The organism is Dethiosulfovibrio faecalis, assembly GCF_021568795.1.
GTDB lineage: Bacteria > Synergistota > Synergistia > Synergistales > Dethiosulfovibrionaceae > Dethiosulfovibrio > Dethiosulfovibrio faecalis.
Genome location: NZ_JAKGUE010000003.1, coordinates 123748 through 137155, shown reverse-complemented (window position 1 = coordinate 137155; position 13408 = coordinate 123748). Strand labels below are relative to the sequence as shown.

The window sequence follows — 13408 nt, the reverse complement described above, 5'->3', positions numbered from 1 at the left end:
GCCGACCTCTACGAGAAAACTCGGACGTGAGTTTTTAGGTAGACGGAATATACAAGGCAGTAATCCTATGTGTTACACTGGATCCAAACTGAGTTTTACGGAGGGAGATCGGATTATGGGTTTCAAAACTATAGGGACCAAGATCACCGTGTTCGTGGTGGTCCTGCTGTTGGGAACGACGTCCCTTGTGGCAGGTCTGTCTTATTGGAGAAGCAAGGTGGCATTGGTGAGCTCCTCGGAGGATTATTGTCAGGAAGTAGTCTTAAAAAACGGCGAGTTCATAGAGGGTAAATTCAACGAGTTCAACGGCGAGCTGCTGGCCCTTAAGGCGGCCATCCTCTCGACCTTCAACGTCGATCTGGCCTCTATGAGCGGGGAGATCTATTTCTATCAGTTCGCCTCTCAGAACACCTCTTTCGTGGGGCGTCTGGCCGAGCAGATAGCGGAGGTAAGGGACATATACATAGTGTTCAACCCCGAGGTGTTTCCGGATCTTACGTCGGTCCAGAAGGTATGGTTCACCAAAAAAGACGGTGTTCTCCAACCCGTTATGGATCAGACCTTCACGATAGAGGACCTTAAGGATACCTCTAAGGAAGAAACGAAATGGTTCCGTTCCGCCGTAGGATCCGACACCCCCGTATGGTCCGAGGTCTACGTGGACGAGAACGGGGAGAAGAGGATCGACTACGACATGGCGGTCGAGATGAACGGCAAGAAGGTCGCGGTCATAGGGATGTCTCTGGACTTCTCCTTCATAGATAACGCCCTGAAGAGCAGGAAGGTCCTGGAGACCGGTTACGTCTACATGATAGACGATGACGGACGCTTTCTCTCCCATCCCACCTTGACCATAGACGGGCCGGTCATGGCCGACTTGGATCAGGGCGAGATAGCCCCCATGTACAGGACCATGATGGAGAAGAAAAGAGGTATAACCACCACATTTTTCGGAGGAACGGACAGGTTTGTGGCCTTCGATACGCTGTCCAACGGCCTGGTGGTGGCCGCTTCCGCTCCCGTCTCGGAGGCGTTGGCGAACCTTAAGGGACTCGCCGCGGCGGTAGGTGTATCCTCTCTGGTGATATTGGTCTTGGCCGTGGTCTTGACGATCCTGCTATCCAGGAGCATCACCGCTCCTCTCAAGAGGATGCTCGGTGTGGCCAAGAGGATCGAGGATGGAGACCTGACCTTTCGCAGAGAGGACATATTCATAAAGGGCCGAGACGAGGTGGTCCAGCTGGCCTACGCCATGGCCGGTATGACAGAGAGCATGAGGGGCACGATCAAGAACGTGGTGGACCAGACAGAGGCCACGGCACGGCGCTCCGAGGCCATGTCCTCCATGATCCAGCAGGTTACCTCCTCCATGGAGGAGGTAAATACCTCCCTGGAGAGGATGCTCACCATAGCCGAGGGCAACTCGGCGGCACTTCAGGAGAGCAACGCCTCGGTAGAGGAGGTTGCCTCCGGGGCCCAGCAGTCCGCACAGGACGCCTCCAGCGGCGCCGAGGCCTCGGAGAAGGGCATATCCGAGACGGAGAACGCCGTGGAGAAGGTGCTCAACACCATAGACAGGATGGAGAAGGCCGGAGATCAGTCCTCCCGCAGCATAGATAACATAAGAGAGCTTGCCGAGGCGGTCGAGTCCATCGCCGGATTCGTGACCACCATCACCGGCATAGCGGATCAGACGAACCTGTTGGCCCTCAACGCCGCCATAGAGGCCGCCCGGGCCGGAGACGCCGGACGAGGATTCGCGGTCGTGGCTGAGGAGGTCCGCAAGCTGGCTGAGGAGTCCGGAGCGTCTGCCAAGGAGATAGGCGACCTCATCGACGGACTTCAGGAGACCTCCAAGAGGTCCATATCGGCCACTGAGAACACCGGTTCTATTCTGTCCGAGGCCGTGAAGGAGGCCAAGGAGGCCGAGGAACAGCTTCAGAAGGCAACGGCCCAGATGGAGAACGTCAACGAGGCCATACAGAACCTAGCGGCGGTAGCGGAGGAACAGGCCGCCTCCAGCGAGGAGATGACCTCCGCCATACAGTCTGTCACCGACTCCACCATGGAATCTGTCGAGTCGATGAACTCCATCCAGGACGCCACGGAAAGGACCACCAAGGCGGCGGAGAAGGTGGCCAAGGAAGCCGAGTCTCTGGCCGAGTCGATGGAGGATCTTCAGTCCATGGTCGGGAAATTCACGGTCGAAAGGGACGGCGGACTCAGGCCCGTCGAGAGTTGACTAAAAAATAAGGGAGGCGATGAGGAATGAAGGGACCTGTTCAGATAGCCGATAAAACCTGGTGGGTCGGGGTCAACGACAGGACCACCGATCTTTTCGAGGCCCTATGGCCTCTGGATCGGGGGATATCCTACAACTCCTACATGGTAGCGGACGATAAGGTGGCGGTCATCGACGGGGTCAAGGCCGACTTCTATCCCCAGTACGTCGAGAACCTAAAGGCCATCCTCGGTCCGGATAAGACCGTGGACTACATGATAGTCAACCACGTTGAACCGGACCACTCGGGAGCCGTTGAGGTAATGGTCCAGGCCTTCCCGGACATAACTGTGGTCGGAAACGACAAGACCCTGAAGTTCTTGACCCAGTTCTACGGTCCTCTGCCAAAATCCCTGGAGGTGAAGGACGGAGACGTTCTGGACCTGGGAGACCATAAGCTGACCTTCGCCCTCATCCCCATGGTCCACTGGCCGGAAACCATGGCTAGCTACGATACATCCACCAAGGCTCTTTTCTCCTGCGACGCCTTCGGCAGCTTCGGAGCTCTGGACGGAGGGGTGTTCGACGACCAGTTGGAGCTCGACTCCTACAGGGACGAAACCTATCGCTACTACGCCAACATAGTGGGCAAATACTCGTCCTTCGTGATGAAGGCACTGAACAAGATAAGGGACATGAAGCTGGATATAGCCATAGTGTGTCCCTCTCATGGACCGGTCTACAGGAAAGACCCGGACTATATAATAGACTTCTACGAAAAAATGGCCCGGAACGAGACGGACCGGGCGGTGTTGGTGGTCTACGGATCCATGTACGGCAACACCGCCCGGCTTGCCGAGGCGGTGGCCGAGGGAGTTCACTCCGGAGGCATCACCGACGTTACCGTCAGAAACTCCGCCACGGCGGATCTTTCCGAGCTGGTCAGGGATCTGTGGCGGTGCAGGGGGTTGATCCTCGTGGGGTGCAGCTACAACGGAGGTGTGTTCCCTAAGATAAAACACTTCATGGACATAGTGGAGGGCAAAAAGGTATCCGGCCGTTTCGTAGGAATATGCGGCTCCTATACCTGGAGCAAGGGTGCCGCGATGAAGCCTATGAGGGCCTTCGCCGAGCAGAGCTGCTGGACCAAGGTGGAGCCGGAGGTGGAGGTATTGAGCCGTCCCGATCGTAAGGACCTGGAGGAGGCTCATAAGTTGGGGGCCAACATGGCGGAAGCGGTATCGAAAGCCTAGAGGGCATCTCTAAAAAACAGACCGACGACGGCGGACCATATGGTCCGCCGTCGTCGGTCTGGAGGTTGTTGGTATGGAGAAAAACTTGATCTACCTCGAACAGCATACCCTCTTTCGAACTTTTTCTCAAGGGGCTGCCGAAAGTTATTTGCCTAAAATATCCTTTACAGCGTCCCTGATCACCTGGACTTCCTCGCCTCTGCTCTTTGCGATGTCTTTCACAGGTTCTTCCAGGGAAATCTCGCCTGTCCACCCTTTATCTCTCAGCATATCCACTATCTCGGATGGGTCCACCCCGTACATCGTTCCTATCTCCAACAGGGTCAGACTGCCCTTTATCTCGTCCGGATTTTCCGGAATAGTGGACATCTCCGTCTTCGGCACGTCGTTGGCCTCGAACCAAAGAGAAAGGGCCTCGGTGAATTCGTGATCGTCCACCCCCTCTACCCTCTTCATAGCCACGTCGGTGGGGATTCCCTCGGGCAAGTTCCCTATCTCCACGAGCTTTTCGATGGGAAGGCCCACCTGATCCGAAACCTGTTCGAGACTCATCCATCCGTAGACGTATTCGGCCGGATCCTCGACGGTGACTCCCTTGGGCGCTGATGCGTAGGTCTGCCAGTATCCGGTGGTCTTGGCCGTCCCGTAGATTCCGAAGAAGATTATCAGCCCGACGATCCCCATCGCCATAGGCGAGATTTTTCGGCCGGATGTCCCGGTCTCCAGGGTGTTCGACACGGGACAGCTCTCGACGCATTCGCCGCAGGCTATGCAGTCTCCCGAAGTGACCACCTTTACCGACTCTGGTTTGAGCCCCATGGGACAGGAACGGTCGCATTTCATGCAGTGGACGCAGGTTGAATCGTCTCTTCGAACCTTGACCAGGCTGAATTTCTGGAGAATGCTCAGTAACCCTCCCAGAGGACACAGATAGCGGCACCAGAACCTCTCTACGAAGAACGACGCCCCTATCACGGTCCCGAACAGGACGGCGAAGGCCCAGGGGCTCTCCTCCACCTCGGCCCATCCGGCGGATATGTGCATCCAGGCCACCCATGGGTCGTAGTCCCTCCAGAGGAGGGTTCCGTAGTACCAGGCTCCGAACACCGCTATGGCCATGACTACGTACTTACCCAGTCTCATTATTCTGTCCGGACCGTCGGGAATCTCTATCTGTTTTATTCCCAGCTTTTTGCCTATCTTCGAGGACCACTCCCCTATGGTCCCGAGAGGACATATCCATCCGCAGAAGATCCTTCCCAGCAAGACGGTCATCAGCGCCACAGCTACGAACAGTATCAATGCGCTGGGAGCGGTTCTCCTCAGCCAGGTCCCGGAGGTGATGTAACCGTAGATGCTCTCCGCCCCTCCCAATGGACATAGGGCGTCCACCGGAGGAGCCCCCTGAGGGCCGCCTCCCAGTTTCTGATGCATGTATCCCACGTAGGTCAGAAAAGCCAGAAATCCCAGTTGAACCCCGTATCTCAGCCATCTCGATCCTTTTGTCTTCATTTTTCTCCCCCTCTCTTCTGCATGATATCCTGACCGTTCAGGGCTTTCTATATCGGTGTTGTAAGGCTAGAGTAAAGAAAAGTAAGAAAGGTATCCCATCCCTTCTAAGATAATACCTCTTTTCTTCTTTCACTTTCAACGAGAGAGAGGGGAGGTCCTCAGGACCTCCCCTCTCTCTCGTTTCTATTCTACTCGGCTGTATCGGCCATGTCGGTCATCTGCCTTATGGCCTTTTCAAGCTCTTTCATCCAATCTCCGTAGGACGACCAGTCCCCTCCTTGAAGGGCCTTCTGGGATTCCTCCCAGGCTTCCTGGGCCCTTTCGGCCAGTTGGTGTATGTCCATACCCACTCCCGTCTCAGTTTTGAGGGATGGAATCATCTCGGGCGGGGCGGAGAGTCCCAGCAGCTTGGACAGGGCTGTTCCGAAGTCCTCTGCCCAAGCGACTCTGCCGCCGGTGGAGACTATTACCCTTTTGAGTTCCGGCAGGTCTCCCCTATCTGCCTTCAGGTACAGTGGCTGGACGTAGAGAAGAGAGTTGTCTATCGGTATGACCAGCATGTTACCCCTTATGACGTCCGATCCCCTCTGGGTCCAGAGGGAGAGCTGAGCCGATATCTCCGGGGTCTGGTCCACCAGGGCGTTTACCTGGGTCGGTCCGTAGATCAACTTCTGTTTCGGGAACTTGTAGACCAAGAGCTCCCCGTAGTTATCTCCGTCGGACCTTCCTGCCAGCCAGGCTATGAGGTTATTCTTCCCCACAGGCATGAAGGGGGATATTATAGCGAACTCGGTCTCTTGCTCTCCCGCAAGTTTCATCATTAGGTAATACGAGTCCATCGTCGTCCTGTCGTCGCCGTCCCTCATGGTCTCCCAGACGTCCTCCTTGTTGTAGAAGGTGTTGGGGTTTTTCATGTGGTATGTCCTGTATATCTCGCTCTGTATTGAGAAGAGCCCCTTGGGGTACCTGATGTGTTCTTTTACCTCCGCTGGCATCTTCGATCCGTCGGTGAAGAGGTCGGGGAATATCTTTCTCCAGGTATCTATAAGGGGGTCGTTCTCGTTCATCACGTAGAAGGTCATGGTGCCGTCGTAGGCGTCCACGGTGGCCTTGACGCTGTTTCTTATGTAGTTGATCCTGGACCGCCCTCTTCCGGTTCCTATCAGTACCGGTTCGGAGTAGGGATAGTCCGCTGTGGCGGTGTAGCAGTCCTGTATCCAGAGAAGCCTGCCGTCTATAACCGCCATATAGGGATCTCCGTCGTACATCAGGAACGGAGCCACCTCTCTCAGCCTTCCCTGGATGTTTCTCTTGTACATAATTTTGCTGTCCGGTGTGAAGACGTTGGAGAATATTATCTTCGAATCGTTGAAATCGAGGGCGTAGATGAGCCTTCTCCACATCGATCCCATAGGCACCCCTCCCAGGCCGCTGTACACGGTCCTGGCGTTGGCGTTTCCCATAGGATAGTCGAACTCCTCTACCGTGGTGTTGACGAAGGCGTAATTCTCCGGAGTCTCCCCGTAATATATCTGAGGTCTATCTATGGACAGGGGGATGGACATCGCCGGAGGAAGGTCCTTCACCCACAATATGGGCTGGCCGCTTACGCTGACCTCGTTGACCGGGTTCATGACGATTCCGTAGCCGTGGGTGAACTCCAGCTTGGTGTTTGTCCAGGTCGGGTTTTGAAGTTCCCTCAGGTTGATCTCCCTGGCGGCTATCATCACCTGTCTTATTCGGCCGTCAACCGAGTAGCGGTCTATGTCGGCGTTGAGGAAGTCGTAGTAGCTCCTTATCTCCTGAAGCTGTTTGTAGCTTCTGAGAAGAGGGCTGTACTCCCATAGACGTACGTTTCTCAGTGTGTCTGGGTCTGCCTCCAGGTTTTTTTCGGTTACCCTTTCTCCCGGTTCCACCTCCATTATGGTGAGGTCGTTCAGGTCGTAGGCCTCGTTGGTGGCCTTTATGTTGTTCTCTATGTAGGGTTTTTCCTTGGTGAACTCGTTGGGGACGACCACGTATTTCTGTATTATGTTCGGGTATACGCCTCTCAGGACGAACCCGGCCACGAAAAGGGTTCCGACCACAGCCGCCGAGAATTTCCAGGTTTTCCTGGCTATTCCTATGACCAAAAGAACCGCCACTATGGCGGACAGGGCGGTCATGACGTTGAGGGCCAGCAGGTCGGCGTGTATGTCGGTGTAGCTGGCACCGAAAGCCACCCCTCTGGGCGAGTAGAGCAGATTGAACCTCTCCAGCCAATATCCGAAGGACCAGTTAAGGGCCATCATTGCCGCAAGTATCAGTAGATGGGCCCTTACCGGCTTTGGTACGTCGGCCCGCCGTTCAAGCTGTATCTTGGGAAGGAGGGTTAGGACGTATATGGCCGCCGCCCCTGCGAGACAGAGGAACAGCAGCTGCATCAGCCAGGTCTGGAACAGTCTCAGAAACGGCAGAGTGAAGACGTAGAAGCCGACGTCCTTCCCGAAGATGGGGTCCGAGGTGCCGAAGGGGGTTCCGTTGATGAACTTCAACGCCACCTCCCATTGGTCCCTCACGCCGTTTGACGACATCAGGGCGAGCAGCACCGCCGCCGCCAGTATTATCAGTCCGGCGAAGGGGGCCCTCAGGGGAAGCATCCGTGCTATCTCATCCGGAAGGGGAATATCGGCGGCCCTCTTTTTGGCGAGCCTCAGAGATCCGGACAGAGCTATAAACGAGAGGACGAAGGCCACTCCGAAGAGAGCCCATTGTGGCAGTATCCTCATCCAGAACACCGAGGTCAGTCCTCGGGCCTGATACCAGTAGTAATCGGTCAGAAGTCCCGCCGAGGCCTGTACCAAAAACAGACCGAGGCCCAGGATTACCAGGGTTATCGTAAGGGTTTTGTTCAGAGGAAAGTTGAACTTGGGAGGCCTGTTTCCGCCTTCCCCTCCTCCGTCACCCTGTCCGAACCAGTCGCCTTTTCCGCTTGGGAACCAATCTCTGTAGGTCATGGAACCATCCTTTCCTCATCATCCCTCCAGGGAGGGCGCGGATTCTCTAAGTTTTGCCGTTATGGCCTTTCCTGTAGATGTGGCTGCCACCCCGCCTCTGCCGGTCTCTCTCAGGCTGGGAGGCAGGGATCGCCCGACCTCGTAGAGGGAGTCCACTACCTCGTCGGCCGGTATCACCGACCTTATACCGGCCAGAGCCATGTCGGCCGCTATGAAGGCCAGAGACACGAGCATGCCGTTTCTCTTTATGCAGGGGACCTCCACCAGCCCCGCCACAGGATCGCATACCAGCCCCAGTATGGATTTCAGAGTCAGAGCGACGGCCTGGAATACCTGGTCCGCCGATCCTCCCTCCATCCAGACCAGAGCTCCCGCGGCCATGGCCCCTGCGGCACCGCACTCGGCCTGACAGCCTCCCTCCGCTCCGGCCAGGGTGGCCCTCTCGGCTATTATCTGACCTATGAAGGCCGCCACGGTCAGCCCCTCGGATAGGAGGTCTCCTTCGGGGTTTCTATGCTCCTCCCAGGAGAAGAGAACTCCCGGCAGTATTCCGCAGCTTCCGGCTGTAGGGGCCGCAACCACCCTACCCATGGAGGAGTTGCAGGTGCTTATGGACAGGGCTATCTCCGACGCCCTGGCGGAGATGGATCCCGACAGGGGGTCTCTCTTCATGCGGTAGCGTCTCATCTTGGGAGCGTCGAGCTCCACTATCTTGGGGTACATCTCCTTTCTGGCGCCGTCGTCCATGGACCGTCTCATGGTCTCCAGCCTGTCCGCCATTCCCTGGAGCACATGTTCGGTGGAACACTCGAGCTCCGCCGCCTCGTTCTCCAGTATGGCCTCCAGAAGGTTAACCCCGTTTTCCTCCATGTAGGCCAGCATCTCGCCGAAGGACCTCATTATTCGATCTCCTCTCTGGCCGGTGGAAGCAGGAACATCCTGGTGTAGGCGTGATGAAAGCCCTCCAGGCTCTTCAGGGATTCCTCGTCCAGGGCTCCGTCCATCTCTATGAACACCATGGCGTCCTTTCCCCGTGCCTTTCTCTTGAGGGTCATCTGGGCTATGTTCAGCTTCATCCTGAACAGTTCGGACGTTATGGACGCCATCACCCCCGGCTTGTCCCTGTGGAATATCACCAGGGTCGGAAGCTCTCCGTCTATGTCCACCGGAAAACCGTCTATCTCCTGTATCCTCACCGAGCCTCCACCTATGGAGGCCCCTACCATCTCCATGGTCCTATCTCCGTCGGAGAGGACGAAACGGACCGAGTTGGGGTGGGATCCGTCCACGAACTCCTCCTTGAAACGGTAGATCATGCCCGATTCAGAGGCTATCTCGAAGGCCCTGGGTATTCTGTCGTCGTCGGGATGCCATCCCATGAGCCCACCTACCAGGGCCCTGTCTGTGCCGTGTCCCCAGTAGGTAGCCGCGAAGCTGCCTCTGAGGTAAAGGGTGGCCTCCTTTATGTCTCCGCCCCATAATCTTCTGGCCACGTTTCCCAGCTTGGCCGCCCCGGCGGTGTGGCTCGAGGACGGCCCTATCATGACCGGTCCTATTATCTCCATAAGCGACATATCGAAACCTCCTTCTCTCCTATCCTATCGGATAAGTCCCTTTTTGGGCCACAGCAGGTACATCACCGGAAGGGACAGAAAGGGCAAAAAGGCCACGACACCCAGGGCGGCGCGGAGTCCCGCAGCGTCGGTGAACCATCCCAGAGGGGCCATGGCCACTCCTGCCAGTCCGAAGGAGAAGCCCATCATGAGAGAGCTGGCGGTGCTTCTTTTGTCAGGCGCCAACTCCTGAGCCATGGCGTCCGTGGCGGGATTGCAGGCCGTTATGGACGCTCCTCCTATAACTATCATCACCAGGGACAGAAAACCCTCTGTGGCCCATCCTATCACCAAAAAGGTGGAGGCCAGAGGGATTATTATCTTTACGATCTTTACGTTCCCGGTCTTCATGGCTATCCTCGCCGCTATCAGAGGTAGTATCGACGCGGTAAGGGAGAGGGAGAACAGAAAGGTTCCCACCTTGGTGATCGAGCCTCCCTCCGACACTATAAGAAGGGGAAGGAGAAAACGGACTCCTCTCTGGGAACATTCTCTCAGGATGGTCACAGCCCATATGGGATATATCCGGCGGAAAACCGAGGATAGGTTTTTTATCATGCCGACGTCGTCTCCGTCCTCCTCGGGAGATCTGTCCCTTATCCTCGGCATGGTTCTGTAGTAGACCGCCGCCAGTATCAGAGGGGGAATAACCGCTATCACAGGCATGGCCCAGTGGGGAAAGTAACGATAGAGGGCTATGGCGTAGAGCGAGCTGATGGTGCTGCCCGACATGCCTCCCAGCCCGAAGAGGGAGATGGCGAAGGCCAGCTCCGACGGAGGGGCCACGTATCCCAGAGAGCCCTGCCCCTGAGGGTGGAAGGTGGCAGCCCCTATCCCCCACAACGTCACCATTGCCAGGGCCATGGCGTACGAGGTCGAAAGGGGTATCATGGACGCTCCCAACGCCGCCGCTATGGGGCCGAACATTATCGGCCAGGGCCTGGTGTGTCTGTCCGCCACGTGACCCATTATCGGCTGAAAAACCGTGTGGATCACCCCGGAGAGGGACGTCAGTATACCGGCCTGGGCGTAGGACAGACCCAGATTCTTGACCAGATAGGGCAAGAAGGTATCGAGAAACGCCGTGTGTACGTCGTTCACCAGATGCCCTGTGGATAGAAGGGCTACTTTAGTCTTGGATGATAGAGCTTTTCCGGCGGTCGTCATGGGACGATCTGCCCCCTTTCATTATATGGATGGAGGGCATTTTAACACCGCCGCTCCTCTGTGTCACAGATCTCTCGAAACGGTTTCGGCATCGTATTCGTAGACGATTCCCTCGAAGGGCCTGGGCTCGGAGACGCTCTTAACCACCGCCTTGTCCTCATCGAGCTCTATGCCGGATAGCTTCAGCGGGAACATGAACTTACCCAGATCCAGTATGGGCTGTATCTTGGCCATGGCCCTGTCGGTCAGCCCCTCGGGAACCTTTGCTCGGTTGACCTTCAGAGTGTAGTCGTCGAGCCATACCTGCTTGCCCTCTTTTACCTTGAAGGTTCCGTCTATCTCTATCAGTATGTTCAACCTCAAAAGTACCAGGTCCGCCAGATAGTACCCCTTGGCGTACACCTTTCCCGGAGAGAAATCCAGGGCGAGGTTGTTCCATTTTTCGTCGTCGCCGAACTCCTTGCTTCTCAGGTGTGAGTTTATGTCCTCTTCCTTTATCACCGCCACGGCGTTGGTCGCCAGTATGGAGGTTACGTCGGCGCTCTCTGTTCCCCACGTCTCGGGGGAGGTGAAAGCCACGTCCATTCCCTCCACCGTTATCCTGTCTATGCGGACTCCCCCTATATCGGCCCCCTCCATGTCCATGTAGACGTGTTTGACCAATCCGGATTCCTCCGGAGGTTCACTAAGTACCATCTGGGCCCTTTGTGGATCGAGTTCGTCCAGGAACATCCGAAAGAGCCTGTCTCCCAGGTCCTCCGCCAGGGCGGAAGACGCCGATACGGTGATCAGTGCTGCGGCCAGAGCTATGGCCTTGAAACTCTTCGTCATGTTGATCGCCCCTCCTAGTTGTTGTAATGTCTTCCGTATCTTATCATAGTAGGCAAAGGACAATGAATGGAAAGAAAAAGACGGGAGGGGGCATTTCGCGTTGAAACTGCTCAACGAGACCCCCACTCCGGAGGAGCTGGAGATATACGGGGCTTTCCAGGAGTGGATGGCATCCTACGACGGAGGCGACATAGAGGGAATAATGAAGTGGATGGCTCCGGACGTTTTATCCGTAGGCACAGGCAGGGACGAGATCAGCCGAAGCTCCGAAGCAATAAGGGAGGGCTTCTCCCGTGATTTCGGCGAGCTGGACGAACTCAGGCTGATAGACGGCTTCGTCACCGTCAAGGCCAGAGGGGACGCCGGCTGGCTCTTCTTTCAGGCCGTCTACGGTGTCAACGTCAAGGGGGAGCCCATAAGATACGAGACCAGGAGGACCGTGGTATTCCGAAAGGTCGAGGGCCGATGGGTCCAGGAGCATCTGCACCACTCCATACCGGACAGGACCCAGTCGGACCACCGCTCCTTTCCCGTGGGGCCCATAACAGCCGGAAGGTACTCCATACTCTTCACCTCTTCTCGAGACGCCATAATAATGGCATCCCGATGGGACAGATCCATACTGGAGGCCAACATAGCGGCTCTTCGAATGTACGGTCTGTCGGAAGAGAGGATGCTGAACTCCCGTCTGGACGACCTCATGGACGACGACGAGCTCACCGCCTTCCTCCGAAGGGTGAACTCCAGCCCCAAGGAGGGCGGGCTGTTCCAGGCCGTCCACAAAGGTCCCTCCGGTCCCTTCCCGGTGGAGATAAGCGTCAGGATAACCGAGCTGGAAGGACGGTCCATCGTCGTTATGGTCGTCAGGGACACGACCTCCAGGGTCGAGACGGAGAGGGCTCTCAGACGTAGCGAGGAGAGGCTGCGTCTCGCCATGGAGGCCAACGACGACGGTCTGTGGGAGCTCGACGTTCCCACCATGACAATGTACGTCAGCGGCAGTTCCTGGGGCGGAAGCGGCGACGTCGAGGAACGGTTCCCCTATCGGGTCTGGAGGGAGATGGCCCATAGGGACGATCGGGACGACATAGATGAGGCCCTTACGGGGCACCTGGATAGAGGCGACGAGTATCGGGTCGAGTACAGAATGAACCGAGGCGACGGAAGATGGCGGTGGGTTTTGGAGAGAGGCCGGGTGGTGGACCGCAGGTCCGACGGGGCTCCTCTCAGGATGGTAGGAACGATCATGGACGTGGACAGGCGGAAGAGGATAGAGGAGGAAAGGCTGGAGCTCACCAAAAAGCTGGAGAAGATGGCCTCCATAGACAAACTCACCGGCATACTGAACCGCCAGAGGTTCGAATCTCTCCTTCAGGAGAAGATGGATCAGAAAAGGCTTCCTCTTTGCCTCATAATGTTCGACCTCGATCGATTTAAGGATTTGAACGACGCCAGAGGTCACCTGGAGGGAGATCGGGCCCTGGTGCTGGCCAGCGAGGCGGTGTCGGGCCGTCTGAGGATGGGAGATCTGTTCGGGCGCTGGGGCGGCGACGAGTTCATGGTGGCCCTGGAGCAGGACCTGGATAAATCCCTGATAGTGGCCGAGGACCTGAGAAAGAGGATATGCGATGCATTGGGAGAGAGCTTTCAGGGAGTGACGGCCAGCTTCGGACTGGCCCTGTGGAACGGAAGGGCGTCCCTTGAAAACCTCTCCAACATGGCCGACGAGGCCCTCTACAGGGCCAAAAAAGACGGGCGAAACCGGGTGGTTGTCTTCGACGATGCTGGTTATAATTGAAGGGAACCATAAAAAAC

The 13408-nt window shown here is 56.6% G+C and carries 9 protein-coding genes; 3 read left to right on the top strand and 6 right to left on the bottom strand.

Going from position 1 to position 13408, the window contains the following annotated elements:
* The first annotated feature begins 115 nt into the window (after positions 1-115).
* Positions 116-2242 carry a methyl-accepting chemotaxis protein gene (locus tag L2W58_RS04180; protein WP_236101758.1) on the top strand — a complete coding sequence of 709 codons (2127 nt, stop codon included), beginning with the start codon at positions 116-118 and terminating at the stop codon, positions 2240-2242.
* A 26-nt stretch (positions 2243-2268) separates the two neighbouring features.
* Complete coding sequence (locus L2W58_RS04175; protein ID WP_236101757.1) at positions 2269-3474, top strand: FprA family A-type flavoprotein; 1206 nt, start codon at positions 2269-2271, stop codon at positions 3472-3474.
* Positions 3475-3618: 144 nt separating this feature from the next.
* Here the strand turns inward: L2W58_RS04175 and L2W58_RS04170 are convergent, their stop codons facing one another.
* From L2W58_RS04170 to L2W58_RS04145, 6 genes are all read right to left on the bottom strand, one after another.
* Positions 3619-4986 carry a 4Fe-4S binding protein gene (locus L2W58_RS04170; protein WP_236101756.1) on the bottom strand — a complete coding sequence of 456 codons (1368 nt, stop codon included), beginning with the start codon at positions 4984-4986 and terminating at the stop codon, positions 3619-3621.
* Between the two features lie 188 nt (positions 4987-5174).
* Positions 5175-7982 carry a UPF0182 family membrane protein gene (locus L2W58_RS04165; RefSeq protein WP_236101755.1) on the bottom strand — a complete coding sequence of 936 codons (2808 nt, stop codon included), beginning with the start codon at positions 7980-7982 and terminating at the stop codon, positions 5175-5177.
* A gap of 18 nt (positions 7983-8000) precedes the next feature.
* Positions 8001-8882 carry an L-serine ammonia-lyase, iron-sulfur-dependent, subunit alpha gene (gene sdaAA, locus L2W58_RS04160; protein ID WP_236101754.1) on the bottom strand — a complete coding sequence of 294 codons (882 nt, stop codon included), beginning with the start codon at positions 8880-8882 and terminating at the stop codon, positions 8001-8003.
* A complete protein-coding gene (sdaAB, locus tag L2W58_RS04155) occupies positions 8882-9556 on the bottom strand; it encodes an L-serine ammonia-lyase, iron-sulfur-dependent subunit beta (RefSeq protein ID WP_236101753.1) in 675 nt (224 codons plus the stop codon). The genes sdaAA and sdaAB overlap by 1 nt, the downstream gene beginning before the upstream one ends.
* A gap of 24 nt (positions 9557-9580) precedes the next feature.
* Positions 9581-10762: an MFS transporter gene (locus L2W58_RS04150; RefSeq protein ID WP_236101752.1), complete on the bottom strand. Its 1182-nt coding sequence runs from the start codon at positions 10760-10762 to the stop codon at positions 9581-9583.
* A gap of 63 nt (positions 10763-10825) precedes the next feature.
* Positions 10826-11593, bottom strand: a complete 768-nt coding sequence (locus L2W58_RS04145) for an LmeA family phospholipid-binding protein (protein WP_236101751.1) — start codon at positions 11591-11593, stop codon at positions 10826-10828.
* Positions 11594-11693: 100 nt separating this feature from the next.
* On the opposite strand from L2W58_RS04145, the gene L2W58_RS04140 reads away from it, so the two are divergent.
* On the top strand, positions 11694-13391 hold the full coding sequence (locus L2W58_RS04140) for a diguanylate cyclase (RefSeq protein WP_236101750.1): 1698 nt from the start codon (positions 11694-11696) through the stop codon (positions 13389-13391).
* The last annotated feature ends 17 nt before the right edge of the window (positions 13392-13408 follow it).